The organism is Streptomyces sp. AK08-02, assembly GCF_033795085.1.
GTDB classification, from domain to species: Bacteria; Actinomycetota; Actinomycetes; order Streptomycetales; family Streptomycetaceae; genus Streptomyces; species Streptomyces echiniscabiei.
The window spans coordinates 1-23,464 of sequence record NZ_JARAZV010000006.1 but is presented as its reverse complement, the minus strand read 5'-3'; the positions used below and the strand labels follow the sequence as shown (position 1 = coordinate 23,464).

Annotated in this window: 26 protein-coding genes and 1 pseudogene; 15 read left to right on the top strand and 12 right to left on the bottom strand. The window is 65.8% G+C overall.

From position 1 onward, the window contains the following. Positions 1 to 86 precede the first annotated feature (86 nt). Positions 87 to 587, top strand: coding sequence for a hypothetical protein (locus PV734_RS13420; protein ID WP_319289604.1), 501 nt, complete (start codon positions 87 to 89; stop codon positions 585 to 587). 18 nt (positions 588 to 605) lie between these two features. Here PV734_RS13420 and PV734_RS13415 read toward each other — a convergent pair whose 3' ends face one another. After that, positions 606 to 767, bottom strand: coding sequence for a hypothetical protein (locus PV734_RS13415; protein ID WP_319289919.1), 162 nt, complete (start codon positions 765 to 767; stop codon positions 606 to 608). A gap of 101 nt (positions 768 to 868) precedes the next feature. Continuing rightward, positions 869 to 1,192, bottom strand: a complete 324-nt coding sequence (locus tag PV734_RS13410) for a hypothetical protein (RefSeq protein WP_319090313.1) — start codon at positions 1,190 to 1,192, stop codon at positions 869 to 871. A 174-nt stretch (positions 1,193 to 1,366) separates the two neighbouring features. Between PV734_RS13410 and PV734_RS13405 the strand changes: the two genes are divergently transcribed. Both PV734_RS13405 and PV734_RS13400 read left to right on the top strand, forming a co-directional pair. Then, a complete protein-coding gene (locus tag PV734_RS13405) occupies positions 1,367 to 2,179 on the top strand; it encodes a maleylpyruvate isomerase N-terminal domain-containing protein (RefSeq protein ID WP_319289603.1) in 813 nt (270 codons plus the stop codon). Continuing rightward, a complete protein-coding gene (locus PV734_RS13400; protein ID WP_319090311.1) occupies positions 2,172 to 2,585 on the top strand; it encodes a DUF6924 domain-containing protein in 414 nt (137 codons plus the stop codon). The genes PV734_RS13405 and PV734_RS13400 overlap by 8 nt, the downstream gene beginning before the upstream one ends. Positions 2,586 to 2,676: 91 nt before the next feature. Here PV734_RS13400 and PV734_RS13395 read toward each other — a convergent pair whose 3' ends face one another. From PV734_RS13395 to PV734_RS13380, 4 genes are all read right to left on the bottom strand, one after another. After that, complete coding sequence (locus PV734_RS13395; protein ID WP_319289602.1) at positions 2,677 to 3,234, bottom strand: DUF1062 domain-containing protein; 558 nt, start codon at positions 3,232 to 3,234, stop codon at positions 2,677 to 2,679. Between the two features lie 279 nt (positions 3,235 to 3,513). Further along, complete coding sequence (locus tag PV734_RS13390; RefSeq protein WP_319289601.1) at positions 3,514 to 3,678, bottom strand: hypothetical protein; 165 nt, start codon at positions 3,676 to 3,678, stop codon at positions 3,514 to 3,516. Between the two features lie 8 nt (positions 3,679 to 3,686). Next, entirely contained in the window at positions 3,687 to 4,343 is a 657-nt protein-coding gene (locus PV734_RS13385; RefSeq protein ID WP_319090308.1) for a response regulator transcription factor, read from the bottom strand. Next, on the bottom strand, positions 4,340 to 5,491 hold the full coding sequence (locus tag PV734_RS13380; protein WP_319289599.1) for a sensor histidine kinase: 1,152 nt from the start codon (positions 5,489 to 5,491) through the stop codon (positions 4,340 to 4,342). The genes PV734_RS13385 and PV734_RS13380 overlap by 4 nt, the downstream gene beginning before the upstream one ends. A 243-nt stretch (positions 5,492 to 5,734) precedes the next feature. Between PV734_RS13380 and PV734_RS13375 the strand changes: the two genes are divergently transcribed. The 5 genes from PV734_RS13375 (at position 5,735) to PV734_RS13355 (ending at position 11,415) form a co-directional block, all read left to right on the top strand. Then, the gene (locus PV734_RS13375) at positions 5,735 to 6,103 is read left to right on the top strand and encodes a peptidase inhibitor family I36 protein (RefSeq protein WP_319289598.1); all 369 of its coding nucleotides are present in this window, start codon (positions 5,735 to 5,737) and stop codon (positions 6,101 to 6,103) included. A gap of 12 nt (positions 6,104 to 6,115) precedes the next feature. After that, on the top strand, positions 6,116 to 7,048 hold the full coding sequence (locus tag PV734_RS13370; RefSeq protein ID WP_319289597.1) for a hypothetical protein: 933 nt from the start codon (positions 6,116 to 6,118) through the stop codon (positions 7,046 to 7,048). A gap of 59 nt (positions 7,049 to 7,107) precedes the next feature. Next, on the top strand, positions 7,108 to 7,821 hold the full coding sequence (locus PV734_RS13365) for a hypothetical protein (RefSeq protein WP_319289595.1): 714 nt from the start codon (positions 7,108 to 7,110) through the stop codon (positions 7,819 to 7,821). 556 nt (positions 7,822 to 8,377) lie between these two features. Further along, positions 8,378 to 11,035, top strand: a complete 2,658-nt coding sequence (locus PV734_RS13360; protein WP_319090303.1) for a valine--tRNA ligase — start codon at positions 8,378 to 8,380, stop codon at positions 11,033 to 11,035. Between the two features lie 170 nt (positions 11,036 to 11,205). Continuing rightward, the gene (locus PV734_RS13355) at positions 11,206 to 11,415 is read left to right on the top strand and encodes a hypothetical protein (RefSeq protein WP_319198812.1); all 210 of its coding nucleotides are present in this window, start codon (positions 11,206 to 11,208) and stop codon (positions 11,413 to 11,415) included. 30 nt (positions 11,416 to 11,445) lie between these two features. On the opposite strand, the gene PV734_RS13350 is transcribed toward PV734_RS13355, so the two are convergent. After that, positions 11,446 to 11,820, bottom strand: a complete 375-nt coding sequence (locus tag PV734_RS13350; protein ID WP_319090301.1) for a hypothetical protein — start codon at positions 11,818 to 11,820, stop codon at positions 11,446 to 11,448. Between the two features lie 99 nt (positions 11,821 to 11,919). Continuing rightward, positions 11,920 to 12,378, bottom strand: a complete 459-nt coding sequence (locus PV734_RS13345; protein ID WP_319289594.1) for a hypothetical protein — start codon at positions 12,376 to 12,378, stop codon at positions 11,920 to 11,922. Positions 12,379 to 12,762: 384 nt separating this feature from the next. Between PV734_RS13345 and PV734_RS13340 the strand changes: the two genes are divergently transcribed. The 4 genes from PV734_RS13340 (at position 12,763) to PV734_RS13325 (ending at position 15,787) form a co-directional block, all read left to right on the top strand. Further along, complete coding sequence (locus PV734_RS13340) at positions 12,763 to 13,020, top strand: hypothetical protein (protein WP_319090299.1); 258 nt, start codon at positions 12,763 to 12,765, stop codon at positions 13,018 to 13,020. Further along, positions 12,995 to 13,528 carry a DUF6879 family protein gene (locus PV734_RS13335; protein ID WP_319289592.1) on the top strand — a complete coding sequence of 178 codons (534 nt, stop codon included), beginning with the start codon at positions 12,995 to 12,997 and terminating at the stop codon, positions 13,526 to 13,528. The genes PV734_RS13340 and PV734_RS13335 overlap by 26 nt, the downstream gene beginning before the upstream one ends. 23 nt (positions 13,529 to 13,551) lie before the next feature. Continuing rightward, positions 13,552 to 14,400 carry a helix-turn-helix transcriptional regulator gene (locus tag PV734_RS13330; protein WP_319090297.1) on the top strand — a complete coding sequence of 283 codons (849 nt, stop codon included), beginning with the start codon at positions 13,552 to 13,554 and terminating at the stop codon, positions 14,398 to 14,400. 214 nt (positions 14,401 to 14,614) lie between these two features. Next, positions 14,615 to 15,787, top strand: coding sequence for a serine hydrolase domain-containing protein (locus PV734_RS13325; RefSeq protein ID WP_319090689.1), 1,173 nt, complete (start codon positions 14,615 to 14,617; stop codon positions 15,785 to 15,787). Between the two features lie 90 nt (positions 15,788 to 15,877). On the opposite strand, the gene PV734_RS13320 is transcribed toward PV734_RS13325, so the two are convergent. After that, positions 15,878 to 16,093, bottom strand: a complete 216-nt coding sequence (locus PV734_RS13320; RefSeq protein ID WP_319289591.1) for a DUF397 domain-containing protein — start codon at positions 16,091 to 16,093, stop codon at positions 15,878 to 15,880. Then, positions 16,090 to 16,938 carry a helix-turn-helix transcriptional regulator gene (locus PV734_RS13315; protein WP_319289589.1) on the bottom strand — a complete coding sequence of 283 codons (849 nt, stop codon included), beginning with the start codon at positions 16,936 to 16,938 and terminating at the stop codon, positions 16,090 to 16,092. The genes PV734_RS13320 and PV734_RS13315 overlap by 4 nt, the downstream gene beginning before the upstream one ends. A 225-nt stretch (positions 16,939 to 17,163) precedes the next feature. On the opposite strand from PV734_RS13315, the gene PV734_RS13310 reads away from it, so the two are divergent. After that, positions 17,164 to 17,814 (top strand): ATP-binding protein, encoded by a 651-nt coding sequence (locus tag PV734_RS13310; RefSeq protein ID WP_319289588.1) that lies wholly within the window; start codon positions 17,164 to 17,166, stop codon positions 17,812 to 17,814. A gap of 4 nt (positions 17,815 to 17,818) precedes the next feature. Here the strand turns inward: PV734_RS13310 and PV734_RS13305 are convergent, their stop codons facing one another. Further along, positions 17,819 to 20,980: a DUF3427 domain-containing protein gene (locus PV734_RS13305; RefSeq protein ID WP_319090293.1), complete on the bottom strand. Its 3,162-nt coding sequence runs from the start codon at positions 20,978 to 20,980 to the stop codon at positions 17,819 to 17,821. A 146-nt stretch (positions 20,981 to 21,126) separates the two neighbouring features. Here PV734_RS13305 and PV734_RS13300 point away from each other — a divergent pair, with 146 nt between their 5' ends. Further along, complete coding sequence (locus tag PV734_RS13300; RefSeq protein WP_319289586.1) at positions 21,127 to 21,972, top strand: DUF6602 domain-containing protein; 846 nt, start codon at positions 21,127 to 21,129, stop codon at positions 21,970 to 21,972. A 16-nt stretch (positions 21,973 to 21,988) separates the two neighbouring features. Here PV734_RS13300 and PV734_RS13295 read toward each other — a convergent pair whose 3' ends face one another. Then, positions 21,989 to 23,098: a hypothetical protein gene (locus PV734_RS13295; protein WP_319090291.1), complete on the bottom strand. Its 1,110-nt coding sequence runs from the start codon at positions 23,096 to 23,098 to the stop codon at positions 21,989 to 21,991. Between the two features lie 175 nt (positions 23,099 to 23,273). Here PV734_RS13295 and PV734_RS13290 point away from each other — a divergent pair. Next, positions 23,274 to 23,366 (top strand): annotated as a pseudogene (locus tag PV734_RS13290) (NIPSNAP family protein); the annotation flags it as partial. Positions 23,367 to 23,464 lie beyond the last annotated feature (98 nt).

Genomic DNA, 23,464 nt, shown 5'->3' with positions numbered 1-23,464 from the left:
CCGGGTCTGTGGGTCCGTGCCTGAGTACCCATACCTGAGTACGCGTACTCTGTCGGACCGTCTCCGGACAGGTGACCCTCGTACGTATGACCGAGATAGCGGGGAACGGCACCACCGGCACCACCGGGAAGCTGCTCGGGCCGCTGCGGACACGTGCCTGGGGCGAGCGCTGGCTGACGCGCGTGTTCGGCGCCGCCGTCGCTTCGGCGTCGTACGTCGTCTGCGTCCCCTGGGATCTGCGCAACCGGGCGCAGGTCTCGGGCTCGACGCAGGAGACGACCCCGGTGACGGGCGTCGGGGTCGCCGCCCTGGGCGTCCTGCTGCTGCTTCTGGCCGCCTACTTCGGTTACCGGGACCGCCGGGGCTGGCCGCTGCTCCTGATCGCGGTTCCCCCGGCGACGCTCATGTACGTCTCGCTGAGCAGCCAACCCGGCCCACCCGACGGCTTCGCCAATGCCTGGCCTCTGACCTGGGCGTTCTTCGCGCTGGTGATCGCGGCGGGGGTGCTGGTCGCGGCGGAGGTGGGGCGGGCGTACCGGGTGGAGGAGGAGTCGACGGAGGGCCTGGTGTCGGCCGGGCAGAGGTGAAGGCCGTATCGGGTGGGGTCAGGCTCCTGTGGTGGAGCCGGGGCGGACGATCATCAGGACCGTCACGGTGGCCCACAGGAGGTTGAAGACGCCGGTGAACATGGCGAGCCTCACGGTGACCGCCGGGTTCACGCCACTCGACCCACCCTCGATGACCGTCTCCTGACCGGTCAGCACCATGGACACGATCTGAGGCGGGCCGCAGGCCCCCTCAGGGGCGCGGGGAACTGCGCGACCAGCCACAACGGCGCCGCAGCAACCCACACGCACCCCCCGGCAACCTAGCGGAGCGCCGCGTGGCGGTCGGCGACGGCCCACGAGGCGACGGCGACGGCTCCGGCGGCCCCGAACACGGCGGGCCAGGCGCCCACCTTCTTCGCCAGCGGGTGCGATCCGGCGAAGGCGCCGACGTACGCGACGGTCAGCGCCCCGGCGGCGGTCACGCCCGCCTGCTCCCGCCACCGCTGGGCGGCGACGGTTCCCGCGACGGCCAGCACGGTCCCGCCGAGCTGCCGGCTCCGGCTCCAGCGGGCGACGGCGTACCCGCCGACGAGCCCGGTGGCGGCCACGAGTGCCGTGGGAACCTTGGTCTTCGCCAGAGCCATGGTGGTCTGCCTCCCGCTAAATCGTGTCGGAGTCGTACGGGGCGAGGCTAACCCGTGGAGCTGGGTCTCCCGTTCGGCGGGCCGTTGTTCGCCCCGCGGTGGTGCGGGTCCGCCCGCGACGGAGGCTGTGAAAACCGCTGTCCGACTGTCGGAACGCGGTGATACAGCTTCAGGGTGACAACGACACTCGAGTTCCCCGTTCTGCTGCGCCTGATCGACGAACGGTCGACTGCCTTCCGCGCCGCGGTCGCCTCCGCGCCCAGCCTCGACATACAGGTGCCGACCTGCCCCGAGTGGACACTGTTCGATCTGGCGCAGCACATCGGCGAGGGTCGCCGCGACTGGGCCGCCACCGTCGCCGCGGGCCCCGCTCCGGCCAAGTCCGCGGCGGAGGGCGCCCCGGCCGCACCTCGGGAGCGCGAGGCCCTGCTGGCCTGGCTGGCGGAGTCCACGGAGCAACTGGTGGACGCCTTGCGGGAGGCAGGCCCGGATCGCGGTTGCTGGACGTGGTGGGGTGACTCGCAGTCGCCGCAGACCACCGGTGCCGTGGCTCGGCACCAGCTCCAGCAGCTGGCGGTGCACACGTACGACGCGCAGCTCACCGTAGGTGCCCCGCAGCCGCTGCCGGAAGAGGTGGCGCTCGACGGGGTCGACGAGTTCCTGTCCACCTGCGTCGCGACGACAAGTGCCTGGCCGCACAAGCCCACCGCCATCGACTTCCACGCCTCCGAGGGCCATTCCTGGCGCCTCTCGCTCTCCGCCGACGGCGCACGGACCGATCGCCTCCCCGGGCCCGACACCAGGCCGGCCACCGCCTTCGCCTCCGCTCGGGGCACGGCCGGCGAGCTGGTCTTCATCCTGTACGACCGCATCCCGTTCAACTCCCTGAAGCTCGACGGCGACCCAGGTCTCTTCGATCAGCTCAGCGCCTGGGACCCGGCCGAGCAACTCCCCGCCGGCGCGCCAGTACTGTGCACGGATGACTGAACAACTGCCGTGCACTTCAGGCACGTTGGTGTTGCGCACCGACTTCGCCGACGACGCCGCGTGGGAGGAACTGGGCCGGATCCTGGCCACACCGAGCGAGGACGACTTCCTGCCGTACGTCGAACTCGTCGCCGACCCCCGGTTCACGGGAGTGGTCGCGGAGGAGGCCCTCGACCGGCTCCCGGTCGGCTACGACCACCCGATCCTCGTCCTGGCGGACACGACGGCCCTGGCCTCGGCGGAGTTCCCGCTCCTCGTCGTGGACCTGCGGGAGGAGCGCGGGCGTTGCCTACGGGTTGTGGCGAGCGAGCTGTGGGGCATCGAGAACAACCTGTCGATCTCGAACATGGACTTCAGGGAGTTCGCGGCGGCCGTCGACGCGGACGGGGTACATCGAGGCTTCTGACCGCCAGGGGGAGACGGGGTCGCCGATCGTGGTGCGCCGGGCGCCTGTCCGGCGGATCCCGCCGGACAGGCCCCTGACCCCGAGAAGCGGGTCAGCGCTTGAGGGTGAAGGTGAAGTCGCCGGAGAGCTTCCCGCTCAGCCGGACCGCCGAAACGATCTTCCCCTCGGAGACCAGTCTCTCGACCTCGGCGCGCGGGAGACCGAAACGTTCGGCGATCAGCCGCACGGGCCGGACCGGGACCCGCGCCGCGAAGCGGACCGATACATCGATCGCCTCGTTCCCCGCACGGTCCGGGTGATCCGATCCGCCGGTGTCGAGGCGCCAGGCGTCGTCCCAGTCGAGGGCGATGCGATTGCGGCGACGTACGACCGGGTCCTGGAGCAACTCGGCTGCCAGTACAGGGTCGTTGTCGTGCATCCGGTCCAGCATTTCGGGCCGTACGGAGCGCACGTTCCGCCGCTCCAGGATCGTGATCTTCGTGGTCTCCCCGCAGGAGGTACAGAGCGCGAGGAGCCAGGCGTCGATGAGTTTGTGGTTGGCGTTGACGCGGAACTTGCCGTTGGCCCGGAAGCTCTCGGACGCGCACGTGTGGCAACGACGGAGGACGAGCGGCAGGCAGGTGGGCGTGACCACCCAGTTTTCGAGCACAGAAGTACACCGGTTTCAGTGTGAGAAGTCCGCAGCAAAAAGCAGCGCGGCGCACAAGCACGCGACGCGCGACAGATCAGCAATCGGGGGGTCTCACACGGTGTACAACGGCACTCCTTTGACCGGACGACCTGGCTCGGCAGCACGGTAGTGGCGCACAGCGGCGCCGTTCCACCGGTTTTTCGACCGTGCCATGACGTGACGATGCGCCACCTCGTACGAGCCGTTTCCGGGGAACGCCTCCCGGAAACGGCTCACAAGCCGATCGGTCGCTGGGCGTCAACGGCCGGGCCGCTGGTCCCCGACTCCGCCGTCCGCCGAGGTGGAGGCGGCCCGGCGGGCGCCCGACTCGGCCTCGTACCCGGAGCCGATGGCGCACAGCACCCCGGCGAGCGCGAACCCGAACGCGCCCGGATTGACGTACCCCGTCCACAGCCTGGGCACCCCGGCCGCTATCCGCCCGGTGTCACCAGGCCCGACTCGTAGGCCACCACCACCGCCTGGGCCCTGCTGCCCAGGTCCAGCTTGGTCATCGTGCGGTTGAGGTGGGTCTTGACGGTCGCCTCGCTGATGTACAGGCGGTCGGCGATCTCCGGGTTGGACAGGCCACGTGCGATCAGCTTCAGGACCTCCAGCTCGCGGGAGGTCAACGCGCCCAGCTCGACGGGCGGTTCGACGGTGCTCCGGCACGCGAACGCCTCGACCAGGCGGCGGGTGACGCTGGGCGCGAAGAGCGCGTCACCCCCGCCGACCGCGGCCACCGCGGCGAGCAGCCGTTCCGGGCCGGAGTCCTTGAGCAGAAATCCGGACGCCCCGGCGCGCAGCACCCCGTACACGTACTCGTCGAGGTCGAAGGTGGTCAGCACCAGGATCCGCGGCGGCGGGTCGGCGGCCTGGGCGAGGATGCGCTCGGTGGCCTCGATGCCGTTCATGCCGGGCATACGGATGTCCATGAGGATCACATCGGGGGCGGTCTCGGCAGCCAGAGCCACGGCTTCCGCGCCGTCGCTCGCCTCGCCGACGACTTCGATACCGGGGGCGGCGCGCAGCAGCGCCACCAGTCCGGCCCGGATGAGGAACTGGTCGTCGACGACGAGCACTGTGGTCATGGTGTGGCGTCGTCCCCCCGGACGAGCGGCCGCGCGGAGGTCGGCAGGGTCAGCCGCACAGCGAAGCCACCTTGGGATTGCGGGCCGATGTCGATCTGCCCGCCGTAGAGTTTCGCCCGCTCCCGCATACCGAGCAAGCCGTGTCCGCCGCCGACTCGTACTCTGTCTGGAATCACCCCCTCCCCGTCGTCCGTGACCGAAACCGTCACCTGATGCGGCTCGTACCTCAGCCGTACCTCCGCACTGGCGCCGGGCGCGTGCTTCATGACGTTGGTGAGCGACTCCTGCACGACCCGGTACGCGCACAGTCCGATGCCGGGGGCGAGCGGGCGTGGCGTGCCCTCGACGATCAGCGTGACCGGGACGCCCCCGGCGCGGACGCGTTCGGCCATCTCGTCGAGGTGGGCCAGGCCCGGCATCGGGCCCGCCGGGGCACCGTCGTCGGCGGCACGCAGCACCAACAGCATGCGGCGCAGCTCGTCGAGGGCCTCCTTGCCGGTGGCCTCGATGGTGTCGAGCGCGGCACGCGCGGTTTCCCGGTCGGTGTCGAAGACGAACCGGGCGAGACCGGTCTGCACCGAGATCACGGACATGTGGTGGGCGACCACGTCGTGCAGTTCGCGGGCGATCCGGCCGCGTTCCTCGGCCACCTCGCGCCGGGCCCGCTCGGCCTGCTCGCGGCGCAACTGCCGGGTCATTTCGGCCAGGTGGCGGGCGACCACGCCGAATCGCACCAGGATCGCCGGGTAGACCACGGCCTGTGCGACGACGGACGGCCAGCCGTCGGTCTGGCCCACCGCGCCCGCGTACACCCAGGTCGCACCCATCATCGCGGCGCACGGCGCGGCGACGCGCGTGGGACGCACGGAGGCGACGGTGTAGACGGCGAGCATGGGGCCGAAACTGCACACCACGGACCAGTAGCCGGCGGTGATGAACACCAGCCAGGTCGCGTGCACCAGGCAGCAGACCACCACGGGTGCCCGGCCGCGGAGCACGAGCGGCAGGTGGACCAGGACCACCAGCGCGTACGCCGTCGCGTCGAGCGGGTTGTGCCCCTGACGCGCCGCCTCCGGTCCCAGCAGCACGGCCACACCGGTCAGCGCCGCCGCGAGAAGTGTGTCGACGGCGAGGGGGCGGGTCCTCATCGCAGCAGAGTAAGGCCAGTTCAGGAAGATGGTCGTCAAACATCCGCTGTACCGCGGAAGTTGTAGTGACTGGCTGGCTACCGCGTTGGTACGAAGGGGAGTTCAACCCCGCGTGGGACGTCGGCGGCACAGCACGGACCGTACGTTCTGGGGGCACCAAGGCACCGGACGACCACCGGTACCGGACGACTACCGGTACCGCACTGGAAATCCCCATCCCGTGTCATCAGCCAAGGAGTACTCATGCGCCGTCGCACCATCGCCATGCTCGCCGCCACAGCCGGACTCGTCGGGTCCGGACTCGCCATAGCCCCCGCCGCCCAGGCCGTTCCCTCGGGATGCAGCTCCGGCGCGCTGTGTGCGTACGCCCTCGCCAACTACGCCGGCGGCACGCCGCAGCGGGTCTGGGAGGACAACGACAACCTCACGCAGTACGGCTACTTCTACTACATCCAGGGCGGCTCGCTGTTCAACAACGGCAACGTCTGCAACGTGAACGTCTTCACCGGGAAGAACGGCACCGGGTCCGGCTTCAAGCTCAACCGCGGTACCGGCTGGGCGAACATCGGCTCCAACCTGCCGCACATCTCGTCCAACTACTGGTGCCTCTGACCCGCACCCGCTATGAGAAACGGAACCCGCACGGCGCTCGCAGCGCTGCTCCTCGGGGTCCTCGGTGCCGCCGGCTGTACGCAGTCCGGCGGCACCACCCCCGACCCCGTCCTGCCGCGCCCCTTCGCCAACGCCCTTTTCTACGACCAGCAGGAGAGGCAGGTCCTCCACACCGCGGACGAGCGTCTCGTCGCCGACTGCATGCGGCGGCGCGGGCTGCGCTACGAACCGCAGCCCCTCGCGACCGGCGGCACCGACCCGCAGGACGTCAACCCGTACGGCCTGCTGACCACTTCCCAGGCCCGTCAGGACGGCTACGGCATCACCAGCGCCCGCCTGGCCGCCCGCCCCCTCGACACCAACCGGGACCGTGCCCGGGAGCCCGGGTGGAGCCGCGCGCTTCTCGGCACCAAGAGCCATGAGGTCCGCGTCCACCTGCCAGGCGGTGTCGAGTTCCTCTACAACAGCGACGCGTGCGTCACCCAGGCCCGGCAGACGCTGTACGGCGCCGACTACGACCGGTTGTCCAGCCGGTACCAGGTGCTGTCCAACCAGGTCATCACGGCCGTACTCAAGGACCCGCGCTATCTGCGCGCCCAGCACCGGTGGGCACTGTGCATGCGCGCGGCGGGCCTCGCCGTGAAGTCCCCGGACGACCCGCGCGGCCTTGTCGAGCAACGGCTCGCACGGGCCACGGCCACGGCCACGGGTGCGAGCGCGAGTGCGGGTGCGGGTGCCCGGTCGGGACAACCGCACGAAGTGGCCGGCTACGAGCTGAAGGTGGCCGGACAAGATGCCGACTGCCAACGGACGACCGACCTGCCCCGCACGGTTACCGAGGCCCAGTCCCGCGCCGAGACCGCCGTCGCGGGCACCCACCCAATAGACCTGTCCCACCTGACTCACCTCCGATCGGCCGCGGTGGAGCGGGCGACGACGCAGTGACCGGCGTGACGGCGACACACGAACACCGGTGTCAGACCCGGCTGTTACGGTCCCCAGCCATGGCAGACAACGACGGAAACGACGGAAACGACGGAATCGCATGGCTCGGTGAGCGGTGGACGAGCGACTGTGACGACCCCCTCCTCGCGGACCAGGCAGGTCTCGTGTTCGCGGAAGGTATCGCGCCGCAGGACCTGGCGGTGGTCTTCGGAGCCGTTCCCTGGGAGATCCCCGAGCCGGTGAGCGAGGAGGCCAAGGCCGTCTACGACCGGACCCACCCCGCCACACAAGTCTCCGACGAACCCCAGATGGCCGCCTACGGCAGGGAAGGCCGCTGGTCCTTCCTCGCGGGGAACTTCGACTTCCTGATCCACTTCCGACGGGGCTTCGCACTGCCGCCGGGAACCGGCCGGGTCGTCCTCCTCTACAACATCTCCGCCAAGGGCATGTACTGCATGCTCTACTTCGAAGACGGCCAACTGGTCTGGAGCGACGAGATCTACGGCTACTTCGACGAGGAGACGAAACGGACCGGCGGACACTACTTCGACTACGCGCCGAAGATGTCCTTCCTCAACTGGGCCATGCACGACGCGGGCTGCCGCCCAGAGGTCCACTACGTCGACGGCCGCCCGGTCTTCGCGGACGAGGGCTGGATACCCGACTGGAAGCAGCGGTTCCTCAAGGGCCTGGAGATCGCCTTCGACATCTCGGTGAACCAGGAAACCTTCGACGCGGGGGGATACCGGCTGGCCGGCTTCGAATGGGCGTGATCGGCGGCGGGCCATCGAGGGGCGGTGGGTACGGCGGGGCGCGAACGCCCCGCGTTCCCAACGGATGCGATTCCGACGCTCCACCTCGTCGACCGGGAGGGCTGGGGCAACGCCCCCCAAGGCCTGAACTACGCCTCGCATTCGAGGAGTTACCTTGCTGTCCCAGCTCTGACGGATCACCCACGGCGGGAGCGCCGCCGCGACTTCGAGAGCGGGGACGGCAAGCGGATGCCGCTGTTCATTCGCTCGAAGAATCTCGGGCCGGGCGCGCACCCGGAGGATCCTTGGCCGCAACCCACCCATCGCATGGCGGAGTATGCCGCGAGGTCGCTTCGGACGGGCCGACCGTTCGGCCGGGTCGGAGGAGACTCCGGGCGGCGCGTCCTGAGTTGCGATCCCGCCAGGGCGTAGGGGTACGCTGGAAATCGGCCGCACGAGAGCGTTCTTGGTCACACTTGGACAGCCTTCGTGCGGCCACTCTCATGCCCTGGCTACGGCCGGCGCGGGCGAAGCGACCAGACAGGGGCTGAGACCCCGGGCCCCTAGAATGGCCGCCGTGACCGACAACTCTCAGCGCCCCGACAGCGGGCCGAACAGCTCCCCCGAACTGCCGACTCAGTACGCGCCGGCCGAAGTAGAGGGGATGCTGTACGAGCGCTGGGTAGACCGGGGTTACTTCGAGGCCGACGCGAAGAGCGACAAGCCCGCGTACACGATCGTCATCCCGCCGCCCAACGTGACGGGGTCCCTGCACCTGGGCCACGCCTTTGAGCACACGCTGATCGACGCCCTGACCCGCCGCAAGCGCATGCAGGGTTACGAGACACTGTGGCAGCCGGGCATGGACCATGCCGGAATCGCCACGCAGAACGTGGTCGAGCGTGAGCTCGCCAAGGAGGGCAAGTCCCGTCACGACCTCGGGCGTGAGGCTTTCGTCGACCGTGTCTGGCAGTGGAAGGCCGAGTCCGGCGGTCAGATCTCCGGGCAGATGAAGCGCCTCGGCAACGGCGTCGCCTGGAGCCGTGACCGCTTCACCATGGACGAGGGTCTGTCCCGGGCTGTCCAGACCGTCTTCAAGAAGATGTTCGACGACGGCCTGATCTACCGCGCCGAGCGGATCATCAACTGGTGTCCGCGCTGTCTGACGGCCATCTCGGACATCGAGGTGGACTACCAGGACGACGACGGCGAGCTCGTCTCCATCAAGTACGGCGAGGGTGACGAGACGCTCGTCGTCGCGACGACCCGCGCCGAGACCATGCTCGGTGACACGGCCGTCGCGGTCCACCCGGACGACGAACGGTACGCGTCGCTCATCGGCAAGCAGATCAAGCTGCCGCTGACCAACCGCACCATCCCGGTCGTCGCGGACACGCATGTCGACCCCGAGTTCGGCACCGGCGCGGTCAAGGTGACCCCGGCCCACGACCCGAACGACTTCGCGATCGGCCAGCGGCACGACCTGGAGTCGCTGACCGTCATGGACGAGCGCGGTGTCATCACCGTCCACGGACCCTTCCAGGGTCTGGACCGTTTCGAGGCCCGCTCGGCGATCGTCGCCGCGTTGCGCGCCGACGGCCGGATCGTCGCCGAGAAGCGCCCGTACGTCCACTCGGTGGGCCACTGCTCGCGCTGCAAGACGACGTTGGAGCCGCGCCTGTCCCTGCAGTGGTGGGTCAAGGTCGAGACGCTCGCCAAGGCGGCCGGGGACGCGGTTCGCGACGGACGAGTGAACATCCACCCCGCCGACATGTCCCAGCGGTACTTCGACTGGGTCGACAACCTCAACGACTGGTGCATCTCACGGCAGTTGTGGTGGGGCCACCGCATCCCGGTCTGGCACGGCCCGAACGGCGAGACGGTCTGCGTCGGCCCCGACGAGCAGCCGCCGGCCGGCGAGGGCTGGACCCAGGACACGGACGTCCTCGACACCTGGTTCTCCTCCGGCCTGTGGCCCTTCTCCACCCTCGGGTGGCCGGAGCAGACCCCGGACCTGGAGAAGTTCTATCCGAACTCCGTCCTCGTCACCGGCTACGACCTCATGTTCTTCTGGGTCGCCCGCATGATGATGTTCGGCCTGTACGCGATGGACGGCGAAGTGCCGTTCCGCACCATCGCGTTCCACGGCATGGTGCGTGACGAGTTCGGCAAGAAGATGTCGAAGTCGTTCGGCAACACCGTGAACCCGCTGGACTGGATGGACAAGTACGGCTCGGACGCCGTCCGCTTCACCCTGGCCAAGGGCGCCAACCCCGGTACGGACGTGCCGATCGGCGAGGACTGGGTCCAGGCGTCCCGGAACTTCGCCAACAAGATCTGGAACGCCACGCGCTTCGCCCTGATGAACGGCGCCACGATCGAGGGCGAACTCCCGCCCGTCGAGAAGCTGTCGGCCACGGACCGCTGGATCCTGTCCCGGCTCAACGCGACCGTCGCCGAGGCGGACGCGTACTACGACGACTACCAGTTCGCGAAACTCGCCGACTCCCTCTACCACTTCGCCTGGGACGAGATCTTCGACTGGTACGTGGAGTTGTCCAAGACGACCTTCTTCGAGGGCGGCGAGCAGGCGAAGGTCTCCGGCCGCGTGCTGGGCGAGGTCCTCGACGTCACCCTGCGACTCCTGCACCCGGTCGTCCCGTTCGTCACCGAGAGCCTCTGGACGACGTTGACCGGCCGCGAGTCCCTCGTGATCGCCGACTGGCCGACGACTGTGTCCGTTCCTGGAGCTGACGCCCCGGGCGGCTTCCGTGACCCGGTGGCCGAGGCGGAAATCGACAACCTCCAGAAGGTGATCACGGAGGTCCGCCGCTTCCGCTCCGACCAGGGCCTTCAGCCCGGCCAGAAGGTCCCCGCCCGCCTGGACCTCTCGGGTACCCAACTCGCCGCCCACGAGGCCGCCATCCGCCAACTCCTGCGCCTCCAGCCGGAAGGCGACGACTTCAACGCCACCGCGACGCTCCCCGTCGCCGGCGCCACGGTCGCACTCGACCTCTCCGGCACGATCGACGTCGAGGCCGAACGCAAGCGCCTCACCAAGGATCTCGCCGCAGCCGAGAAGGAGAAGGCCCAGGCGCACGCCAAGCTCGGCAACGAGGCGTTCCTGGCCAAGGCCCCGGACAACGTGGTCGACAAGATCCGCACCCGCCTCACCAAGGCGGAGGAGGACATCGCACGGCTCCAGGCCCAGATCGAGAGCCTGCCGTCCGCCTGACGGCGGTTGCCCAGCGAAGAAGCCCCGGACCGTCGTCCGGGGCTTCTTGCCTGACTATCTGGCCGTTACGGGATTCCCAGGCACTCGAACGGACTCGACAAGGAGAACTCCCTCTGTCGCGCGACGCTCAGGGCCTGCTTCACGTCGTGCGTGGCCATTACGCGCCGAAGATGTCCTTCCTCAACTGGGCCATGCACGACGCGGGCTGCCGCCCAGAGGTCCACTACGTCGACGGCCGCCCGGTCTTCGCGGACGAGGGCTGGATACCCGACTGGAAGCAGCGGTTCCTCAAGGGCCTGGAGATCGCCTTCGACATCTCGGTGAACCAGGAAACCTTCGACGCGGGGGGATACCGGCTGGCCGGCTTCGAATGGGCGTGATCGGCGAAGGCCAGGGCGCCCACTGCCGGTTCAGCGAATCGGCAGGGTGATGCGGCCGGTCAGCAGGACGTCGTGGTTCGCGAACAGCGCGTCGAGTTCGTAGCGCCGACGGATGTACGCCGTCCAGGCCGCGTTCGGCAGGTTCGTGTACGCCGTGACCATGCGCGCGCGACTGGCCTGGGTGAGGATCCACCGGGCCCGATCCCCGTCGGAGGCGCGGCTGCCGCCCAGGTCGCGGGCCAGCCGCCAAAGTTCCTCTCCGTCGCTGTGATTGTCGACGACGGTGACGAGCCCGATGTTGCCCAGGCCGCGTTCGTCGCCGGACTGGGTGGTGTAGGCGACGGTGAGGCTTTCGAGGGGAAAGACGGTCACACGGCTGGTCGCGGTCAGCTCGGTCGTGGACACGTGAGCCAGTCCGTTTCTGGTGATGACGGCCGGGCGGGCCCTGCCTGGCAAGCCAGGGGAGAGCGGCCCGCCCCGCTGAAGGTGAGTGGGGAATGCAGGTCAGCAGCAGGGGCCGTCGCCGCAGCATGAGGGAGGGTTGCATTCCGCAGCCGTGCCCCACAGACGCTCGTCGACCTCGAAGCCTGCTGCCCCGATCCTCCCGACGACGTCGGTCATCAGTCCCCGCGTACGGGTCTTGCTGTTCGGCTGATGGTGGAGGAAGTAACCGAACTGCTCCTGGCACCAGTTGGCGTACCAGTCGGTGTGGAGGATGAGCGTGTGCCAGCCGGGGTCGACCTGCTGGGACGGTGCCATGAGGGCTCCCGAGCGGGTCGTACCCATCACGTGGACCAGAGCGAGGGCCTGGTCCACGACCCGCTCGGCGACGCAGCGCTCCAAGCCGTACTCGTCGGCGCAGAACGTGGCGAGCATGGCGAAGTCGGCATCGGTGACCAGGGAGCGGCCGACGCGAGGTTTGGTGGCAATGACGTTGTTGGGCGCGGGAGTTGGGCAGAGCATGGACTCACCTCACGGTTGGCGGGCCTTGGGCCCTGGGGGTAGCCGTCTTCCGGAGTGCCGTACAGCCGATGTGCCAGGTGCCGCATCGCCCCAAGATCGGGCGGTACGTGCTCCCGGCGTTCGCCGAGTTGTGAATGGGCTGCGGCTTGCCTCACGTAGGCGCTGCTCAGCGGTGCTGTTCACGCCTCGGGAGGACTCGCCACCTCTCCGGGGTTCTGTCGTGGTTCCGACGCTATGGGTGCGGCACACACGACGGCCAGCGATGTGCACCAATGTGCGTAAGCCATGTTGACGAGCGACTGGTTAACCTCGCACCCTTGACGCCCTGTCGCTGAAGACTGACTCTGGTGCACATCGGAGCACGGTGTCGCACGGAGGGCAGCCATGGATTTACAGTTCATCGGGATCGACCCGGACACAGGTAAGAACGGATCACCGACGGCCTGGGTGGATCTGGAGACCGCGGACATCGTGCTCCAGAGCTACACGGCCGACGAAGAGACGCGGATCCAGTGCGTGGAGAACACGGCGCCTGGGCACACCAAAGGGATTCCCGCCCACGAAACAGTGATCCGCATCCCCGCGCGTCTGGTGCCGCTCCTGAGGGAGGCCTGCGATGCCGCAGAACGTTCCCAGCTTTGACGAGCTCATGGAGGCTGCACGGAGCTCGGCCGTGCATCTCGAAATGCGCGACCAGTACGCCGTCGGGGACGAGGTGGACGACTTCGACACCTGGCTCAGCGAAGGCCGACGTGACGTCGACCCTGCCTCCGAATACTGGGCGCCGTGGGTCGACATGATCTCCCGTGCGGTCACTCGCGGAGTCGTCGTACGGCGTGCCCGCATCGTGTCCGAACCGGCTACCGACTACATCCGGTACGAGCACGCCGGAACTGCTGTCAACGTGCAGGCCGGCGAACAGGTGCGCTGGCTGCCCCGGCGACGGGCAGCCGACCTGCTGCTGCCGGGTGCCGACCTGTGGATCTTCGACGGGACACAGGTCCTCTTCAACCACTTTTCAGGGGACGGCAACTGGACTGATCCGCCCATGGAGTTGCGAACAGAGCCAAGCATCGTGAAACAGTGCTCGGACGCGTTCGAAACAGTCTGGGAACGCGCCGTCCCGCACGACGAGTACGAGATCCGCTGACAGAAAGCAACCCTGGCCGGCTCATGTCCCTCTCCCCGTCTTCCTCAGCCCAAGCCGCGCGCGAGAACGTGGCACGCCAACTGCGCGATCTGAGGAAGAACGCGGGTCTGACGGTCACTGAGCTGGCCTCTCAATGCAACTGGCACCACGCCAAGACCTCTCGCATCGAGAACGCCAGGACACCGCCATCGCCCACGGACATCCGTCTGTGGTGCCGCGCTGCGGGCGTGGCCGACCAGGCTCCCGATCTCATCGCGGCCTCCCAGCACGCGGAATCCCTCTACCGGGAGTGGCGACAGCGCGTGCGTACCGGCCTGCGGCAACTGCAGGACAGCTACGTGGACTTGTACAGGTCGACGAGTCTGCTGCGCGTGTACTCCCCAGTCCTGATCCCGGGGTTGTTGCAGACCGAGGGATACGCACGGGCGCTGCTGAGCGCCAATGCGCGTCTCCTTGCCGTACCCGACGACGCGGACGCTGCCGCAGCGGCACGCCTGCAACGCTCGCAGATCATCCACGAGGCAGGCCACCGTTTCGTGATGGTCGTCGAGGAAGCCACGCTCTACTACCAGCTCGGGGACGCCGACGCGATGGCCGCACAACTGGGCTACCTGCTCACCGCAGGGGCACTGCCCGCGGTGTCGTTCGGCATCATCCCCACGTCGACGCGTGAGCGTGCGTTGTGGCCGCAGGAGACGTTCGACGTACACGACGACACGCTTGTGTCCGTCGAGCTGCTCTCCGCAGAAGTGAACATCACGCAGCCCTCCGAGATCGCCCTGTACATCAAGGCATTCGAACAGCTCCGTGGCCTGGCCGTGTACGGGGCGGAGGCTCGGGGCCTGATTCTCAAGGCTATCGAGGCTCTGTGATGGACGTGCCCGCGTGGGTGTGCGGTGGATGGCTGTAGAGGGTCGGAGAGGTTCGTCACGTGGGGTAAACCGCACAGGTCGCTACGGCCGTCGGCGAGTTCGGTAGGAGTGCCCGAGGACACTCCTACCGAAGCGCGACCAGCGCCGCCCGGCGCCCCGAGAATGAGTCCGCCCGTCCCTTCTGGCTGGCGGCGAAAATGCCAGGATGAGCAGCATGACGACGATCGAGGGTGAGGTCGAGAGCGGGTTCGAAGCCGTACGTGAGGCGTTCGTGTCGAACTTCGCCAGGCACCGGGACATCGGCGCTGCGGTGTGCGTGTACCAGGACGGTCGGCCGGTGGTGGACCTGTGGGGTGGGATCGCCGACCCCGAGACCGGTCGTCGATGGACGCGGGACACACTGCAACTCGTCTACTCGGCGACCAAAGGGGCGACCGCCACCGCAGCGCATCTGCTGGCCCAGCGCGGTGTCCTGGACCTGGATGCGCCGGTGGCCGAGTACTGGCCGGAGTTCGCCGCGAACGGCAAGGTGAACATCCCGGTGCGCTGGCTGCTCTCCCACCAGGCCGGTCTGGTCGCGCTGGACCAACCAGTGCCGCTGGCAGAGGCGTTGGCCTGGCAACCGATGGTGACCGCGCTGGCCGCTCAGCATCCCCAATGGACTCCAGGCACTGCACACGGGTATCACGGCCGGACTTGGGGATGGCTGGTCGGTGAGGTAATCCGTCGGGTATCTGGACGCACACCGGGTCACTTCGTCGCCAACGAGATCGCCTCCCCACTGGGGTTGGAATTCTTCATCGGGTTGCCCGCCGGTGAACGCGACCGGGTCAGCCGCATGATCTACAAGCAGCCGGACGTCGACTTCACCACCTCGCCTCCGGAGTCGCTCCCCGAGAGACTCCGCGCGCAGGTCGCCGCCTGGCGCGACCCGAACTCGCTCAACAACAGGGCGTTCCAGGTCACAGACCCGGCTGAAATCGACTTCAACTCACCCGAGGTTCAGGCCGCGGAACTTCCGTCTTCCAACGGCATCGGCACCGCGCGCGGACTCGCTCGAATGTACGCCGCGCTGATCGGAGAAGTGGACGGCGTACGCCTGTTCACCCCGGAAACCCTCGCGTCGGCGACGAAGGAGCAGGCAAACGGGCCGGACCAGGTGATGGTGGTGCAGAGCCGGTTCAGCTCCGGATACATGCTGCCCACCGAGACCGAGCCCATGACAGGGCCGAACGCCTTCGGCCACACCGGCCGAGGCGGCTCGCTCGCTTTCGCCGACCCGGAGCACGGCATCGCCTTTGGCTACGCGATGAACCACATCGTCGCGGGGCCTGGCGATGTTCGTGCGAGGTCGCTGGTTGAAGCGGTGAGGAGGTCACTGAAGTGATCGGTCGGTTCGGCACGCTACAGAGATGATCAATGTTGTCGATCTTCTGGCTGGTCCCGGCAAGCTGGCAAGGATGGACGGGATCGTGAATCAGCCCTTCAACTTCCCTTCCCCCAGGCCTCCTACAAAGGCCCGCCAGCCTTGACCTCGAACAACGATCACGGCTCTCCCAGCACACTTCGAGTCACGTACCAGGGCACTGTCACCAGTAAGCGCACACTCGACGCACTCACCCCCTGCACCATTGCTGTACGACGACGTGAACCACGTCAGGGAGGCGTGGCTGTTGGGACCCGCGTTACTCATCCTGCGTATTCCTTCATGACGGACTTGATCAGCTGACCGGAACGTTGAGGGCTCAGAGCAGCGGCCCTGAGCCCGTCGAAGGCCCGGGTGTACTCCCGTACATGATGCTCGCCTTCCAGGTAGACGGCGTCGGTGATGCCGTCCCGGTACACGATGTCCGGATCCGCCTGATCGGGGAAGCCGAGCATCGTGAACGAGCCCGTGGCCGGGTACGTGCCCGAGTCGAAGGCCAGGACCTGCAATGTCACGCTCGGCAGCTCGGATACGTCCAGAACACGTTCAAGCTGCTGTCGCATCAACGCGCGGTCGCCGATCACGTTCCGCAGAGACGCCTCGCTCACGATGAACCAGGCATCGGGGGCACCAGGCTGCGTCAGCATGGCTTGTCGCTCCATGCGCACTCGTACGGCGCGTTCGATGTCCTCGGCGGACATGTGCGCGCCGGTGGTGTGGAGTTCGGCCGTGTAGGGCGCGATCTGCATCAGACCCGGCAGCAACTCGCACTGGTACTGGCGGAGCGTGGAAGCGTCCTGCTCCAAGCCGATGTAGATGTTGAACCACTCCGGTACGCCGGCGCCGTGCACCTGCCACCAGCCGCGCGTCTTGGCCTGTCGGGCAAGCGACTTGAGGAATTCACGCAGCTCGTCACTGGTGGCGTAGAACCGGCACAGTGCATCGATGTCGGAGGGCTGCACCCTGCCGCTGCCCGTCTCCATCCGGTTGACCTTCGAGCCGCTCCAGTCCAGCGCTTCGCCGACCTGGGCGCAGGTGAACGCGCTCTTCTCGCGGAGCTTCTTCAGCTCGATCGAGAGACGGCGGCGCCGTGCCGTCGGTGAACCGGCCACTTCAACCCTCTTTCGGATAGCGGACGTTCAGTCTTGCGCCAAGAGGGGTGCTTGCCAATCACTCGGAAGTGGGAATCCCGCCGTGCACATTGCATGAAGGGATACGCTCGGTCCATCCTTCCAGTGACGCAACTCGCTGTGAGTGCGTGCAACGCTCCGCTGATCATGCTGGGTCAGGGGGGACGGCATGCGACGAGAGAGGTCTTCGTGATCCAGGAAGCGTGTATGTCACGTAAGCCGTGGGAGCTTCGTTTTCTGGCGGAGCGTCAGGAGGTGGCAGGGCTACGGCGTGTGCTGCGGATCCACTTGGGAATCTGGGGCCTGGACGAGCTCGTCGACGCGGCCCAGCTCTGCGTCAGCGAGCTTGTGTCCAACGTGATCACCCACGTCGGTCCAGGTACCCCCACCACGCTCGCGGTCTCGATGAAGGGCACCCGTCTGCGTATCGAGGTTCATGACCCTGACACCCGTGCTCTTCCGACACTCCTGAACGCTGGCATCAACTCCGAGACGGGGAGGGGTATGGAGCTCGTCACCTTCGTGACCGACCGCTGGGGTGTTCAGCTTCTCGCTGACCGGAAGGTGACGTGGTGTGAACTCGCCACCTCCCTGACCTCGCCCAACGGGCACCGTAAACACTCTTGTGTGACGAGAGCGGAGCAGATGCTCGAACTTCGCTGTGGCGCGAACCTACCGACCAGCACTGGTTCACGTCGGCTGAGCGCGGTTACGGCGGAGGAAGCAGTGATCGCCGCCATTGCTGACCTTCTCCACTGGCTCCGAGCGCACGGCTGTGACGCGGATGACGTCTTGGACCGAGCGCAGATGCACTTCGAGGCAGAAGCCGAAGCTGCGGTGAGGGGCCTCTCGGCGTGAGACGCTACCCGGCTGCAATCGCCGAGTACGTCCACACGTCCGCCGGAATCTCGTGCTTCAGCTTCCACGTGATCGCCATCGGTTTGCTGCCTGTGTGCTTCTCGTAGTCGGCCGGGCCAAGCAGCATCCACGGTTGGGCACCGCCGGTATCGGTGTTCTTGTAGCGGCGGACGAAGAGTAGGACGTTGCTGCCCTCAGTGAGGTGATGTTGGTACCGCAGGCCCGTGGGAGAGGTCGCTGATGTCTGGTTCTGGGACTCCCAGTGAAAGAGAGTCTCGCTCTGTGCGTAGTCGTGATAGCGCGTCTGCGGCGAGAAGTCCTTTTCGTCCTTCTCTAGGGTGATGAGGAGCGCGTCCGTCTTGATGGAGTCGCACCACTTCACGCCCTCACGGAAGTCGGCCGGCATGAAGCCGCCGATGTACGACTGCCCCAGTGCAGGAAGAATTTCCTCACGACTGTAGGAGGCATGCACGGTGAGCGGGACGCCGCTTGGGCCGCCAACACCCAAGAGCGGGATCGGTACGTGCTCGGTGTGGGCGAGGTTGTACTCCAACACTTGGCGCAGCTCACTGCGTACGGCGTGGTGTCTGCGCAGGGTCGCGAACCCGGCGTCGTAGGTGGCGTATCCCTTGCGGACGATGCCACCAAGCGGCCACAACTGGAAGAAGAGCATGCGCGCGTATGCCTGCCCTTGCTCGTCGAGGGCGTCGTACGAAGGGGAGTCGTCCTCCAACATCCGGGTGTACGCGGCAACTCGCAGGGGATCGTCCACGTGGAGGAACGCCGAGACGCGCTTGAGGAGGGCCGCTTCACCTTCCGGAGCCTCACCCTTCAGGAGACCAGAACGGCGGAGTAGACCTGTCCACGAGTTCCCGTTGCCCCGGTAGAGCTCCTTGAGCTCGCGTCCGCTCTCGTCGAGGTAGCGGCTGAGCGTCGGTTCTGCGTAATCCGCCACCTCGCGCGCCAGAGCCGTGACGTTGACGCCGATCTGGTCTCTGATATTGGCGATGATGGTCTTCTTGGCCTTCTCCTCAAGGAGGATCTGGCAGCCAGACGGGAGCTGTGGGAAGTCGTGCTCGATGTTGTCCAAGAGCCGCTTGCGGGTCAGATTCGTTAGCGCGCGGAACTGATTCTCGAAGCGAAACTCCTTGCGGTGCTGACCGATGAAGTCGAGCACGGTCAGTACCGCTTTGTTCTCGGTACGTCGGAGCCCCCGGCCGAGCTGCTGCAAGAAGACTGTTGCGCTGGAGGTAGGACGTAGTAGGAGCAAGGTGTCCACGTCGGGGATGTCCAGGCCCTCATTGAAGAGGTCGACCGAGAAGATCACCTGCAGCGCACCAGACTTGAGATGGTCCAGTGCTTGCTTGCGCTCGTCGGCGGGGGTCACAGCGGATAGGGCAACGGCCTTGATGCCGGCCTTTTGGAAGGACTGCGCCATGAAGTGCGCGTGTGCGACAGAGACGCAGAAGCCCAACGCGCGCATGGCGGTGGGATCGGCGACTTTCTCCGCAACAGCCTTCAAGACCAGCAGCGCCCGCGCGTGATTGGCGGACAGCACTTCGCTCAGAGCGCCTGCGTCGTACGCCCCACGATGCCACTTCACCGCACTCAGGTCAGTGTTGTCGCTGATGCCGAGATAGTGGAAGGGGCTGAGCAAGTCGTTCTCCAAGGCCTCCCACAGCCGCATCTCGGCGGCAATGCGACCATCGAAGAACTCGTCCTGGATGTTCTTGCCGTCCATGCGCTCAGGAGTCGCAGTCAGGCCGAGCAGTTCCAGTGGCTCGAAGTGATCGAGAATCTTCCGGTATGTCGGCGAAGTCCCATGGTGGAACTCGTCGATCACGATCACGTCGAAGTGATCGGAGGCGAGCCTGTCCAGCGCCCGGGCGTTGAGTGACTGCACGCTGGCAAAGACATGTGTCCAACGCTCCGGGATCTCTCCGCTGTGTAGGGATTCGCCGAAGTTCGCGTCTACCAAGACGTCTTGGTAGGTCCGTAGGGACTGCTGGAGGATCTCCTTGCGATGAGCGACGAAGAGCAGCCGAAGGTCACGGCCGTGCTTCTTGCGTAGTTGCTTGTAGTCCAGGGCCGCCATCACGGTCTTGCCGGTTCCCGTCGCTGCGACGAGTAGGTTCCGGTGCCGATCATGCACTTCTCGCTCAACTTCGAGCCGCTCCAACATGTCGCGTTGGTGCGGATAGGGGCGTACTTCGAGGCCGGACAAGGTGATTCGGCGATCTGCAGCAGACGTAGCAGAGGTGCCTCCGGCGATCGCCAAGGCTTCCTGGAGTCGAGCTCCGTCGGCCTCCGGGTCGTACATCTCGAAGGACGGATCGCTCCAGTACGACTCGAAGGTCGCCTCGAACTTCCGCAGTACGTCGGGCGTTGCGATGGACGACAGCCGGACGTTCCACTCCAGGCCATCGAGCAGTGCGGCCTTGGAGAGGTTGGAACTACCGACGTACGCGGTGTCGTATCCGCTATTCCGGCGGAACAGCCATGCCTTGGCGTGGAGTCGCGTCGACCTGGTCTCGTAGTTGACCTTGACCTCGGCGTTGAAGTCCTGCACCAGCCGATCCAGTGCGCGCCGCTCGGTGGCGCCGATGTAAGTCGTCGTGATGACGCGTATCGGCACGTTCCGCTCACGGGCAGCCTGTAGAGACTGCTCGATGATGCGCAGGCCATGCCATTTCACGAAGGCACAGAGCAGGTCGACGCGGTCAGCGGTGGCGAGCTCGGCGCGTAGCTCGAAGCCGAGGCTGGGGTCTTCAGGCGAGTTGGTGATAAGCGCCGTTTCGGAGAGGGGGATCCCGGGACGAACGGCGAAGACACCAGGAGCCTCCTGCCGTGTCAAGGCCAAGAGCTGGCGAGGTCCGTCTGCCACCAACTCCACCCACTCCTGGGCCCCTTTGAGAGTGCTGATGGACTCCAAGATGTGGTTGGTGGCGTATACCCGCTCCTCGGCAGGGATGCTCTGAAGCACACGGCGCACCGTCCGGGTGATGTGTCTTGCCAGGACATGGGGAGTCGACTCGTCTCCCACCGCGTCGCTCACGAGATGCCACCCGAGGCTCGCGAACTCCTTGAGCTTCTGCTCGAAGCGCACCGTGATGAGCTCCTCGTACAAGCCCACGGCGGGCTGCGCGAGTTCCCCCGACTCCGACACTCTGGCTCCCTTGATCGATCAGCAGCTGACTCATGTGTAACAGAGGGCAGTGACAGTGCGCAGGCGATGACCGACTGCCGGATGGGGAGAGGCGTGAGTTGCCGGCATAGCTGCACTCACCTGTTGCGCTGCCCTAGAATTATTTCATGACTCAAGAGAAACTCGGAAGAATCCTCAGCTCGGTTGCAATGCGGATGCGCGCAGACTTCGAGCAGTCGAGAAATTTCAGCCACAACGGCGAAGCAGGAACTTCTCGAGAAGCTCTCATTCGGGAGTTTCTCGCCAGCCATCTACCATCTCATGTGGAACCGATACATAACGCTGAGATAGTCACAGCTTCCGATGAGACCTCTCCGCAGTGCGACATCGTTCTCGCAGATCGAGGAACCCCACCGTTCACCACCCTGAACGGGTATAGGATCCTCCCGAACGAGTGTGTCTATGGCGTTGTCGAAGTGAAGACAAAATTAGACAAGCAACAGCTTGTAGATGCGTGCAATAAAATTAGTAAATTGCGACGCATGTCGAAAGATTCATATCGCCCGTCACCGGGGCTTGTGCCGCGAAAAACGCTTGCCTATGGGAAGGCTTACGACTTCTTCCCGACCTCGGGGATCGTCATTGCTTTTGATAGTCTCAAATTGGAGACGATTGGCAGTCATCTTATGGAATGGTGTCAGACCCGACCGCCAGTTGAATGGCCTGACAGCATTTGGGTGCTAGGCAAGGGGCATCTGCAGTGGCAGAACCCTGATAGTTTGCTTCTAGAGCGCTCGCCCGGTCCAGGGTTTCTGCTTGCGCAAATTGATACGGATGCGTCTCAGGACATCCTCTTGGCTCTCGCGTTACACTTGAACATTCACTTCTCTGATGCGTGGATGAATCCGCTAGATCTGGTGCCGTATGCGGGAGCCACTCGGCTTGGCGCTATTTCGCGTCGATGGCGTATGACTCCCGCAGGTAGGCCGCTCAAGGTGCTGGAAGGGTCATAGAGGCATATCTGAAAGATTAGTCGGTTGGTACCGATTCCCCGATGAAGCTGCCATTTTCTGACCTGTAGACAATTTCAACCCCATACATTTTGCACAGGTCAAACATGTCCAGGTCGGGTTTCGCGGGGAGGAGAATTACGCGCTTGGGTGGCTCTGGATGCTCAATAGTTCGCACATAACGGCTGTAGTCTAAAATCTGCCCCAGGGCCATCCTTACGTCCTCGCGTGCGCTAGATCCCTTAGCTTCGTAAAGTACATGCTCCGTTGCGTCATAGAGATCTGTCCTGAGGGTGGAGGTAAGCCCTTTGACTTTTATCTGGAAGGCGCCGGTCTGGCGTCCGACCTCTCTGAGGTGCGCCATGTAGGTACGGGTCAATTCGGCTTCATGGCGTACGGCTATGTGGGCTGCTGCCGACGACCGGAGGCTCATTTTCTTGTTGAATGCTTCTGATACGACGAAGGTGCCACTCGTGGCGGCATTTTCGGCAGCCTTTTTAAGGGAGCTTGCTTTGTTTCTGCGCTGCTTGGAAACTGGCAGTGTTCCAGTAGTTGCAGGATCGCTATGGAAGTTAGCCGCAGTGACTATCTCAAAGGGGACGAGTTCCCATGTGGTCTCCGGTGCGGCGGGGATTAAGTTCTTCGACGAGTGCCGAAATTCGCCATCCGGTCGCAGGCGAAAAACGATTACGTTGCGTTCCTTGTTGTCGTTTCCGTGTACTCTGCGCCATACATAAGGTTCTAGAACATCCAGGGTAAATTCCCCGATGAACTGATGCGTCTTGGTGCCACTCTTAGGTAGTACGCCGACTTTTATAAAAACTCGTAAAGTGCGGTCCTGTTCAGCGTGGCGTAGTATGGCTCGGTTTCCTGACCCTGCTACACCAGTGAATGTCTGGTTGCCGGATTTACCCGCCCCGGTGTATTCGAATATGGGCCCCAGGTCGTCTTCCTCTGCCAGCCAGCCGTCGTAGTATCCGTTAAGCTCTCCGACGGATGGGTCTGAATACAGGTTGACGCTCTGCTTTTCAACGGAGGGGCATATTCCGCCCTGCCCGCTTCCTCCGAACACCGGCATTATCTCTGCGCGCGTACGCACGTCTCCGGGAACGATCACTTTAGTCGCCATGTCATGACCCTAACAACTACCCCTCGATGACTTTAAGAGGGCGGTGGCGATGATGAGCGAGCAGGCGAGTTTGCGGGGCCTCCATGGAGTCGCCGAAGCGGAGCTAAGTCCATCTCGGACGCGATGCCGTCGGACCAGCCGACCGCTCTCTGGGGCCTCGCCGCATCATGTACGCATGATCACCATTCACCTGAAGTACGAGATCGACGCCGACAAGATCGACGACTTCGAGGAGTACGGGCGCCGCTGGGTAGGGCTCGTCAACCGCAGGGCCCCGGCGTTTGCCCGGGTCGTCCGGTTTGATCATGTGATGCCGTAGAGGCTGAGGACGAGGGTGCGTTCGGTGTGGGCCCGGCGGCCGGCGGC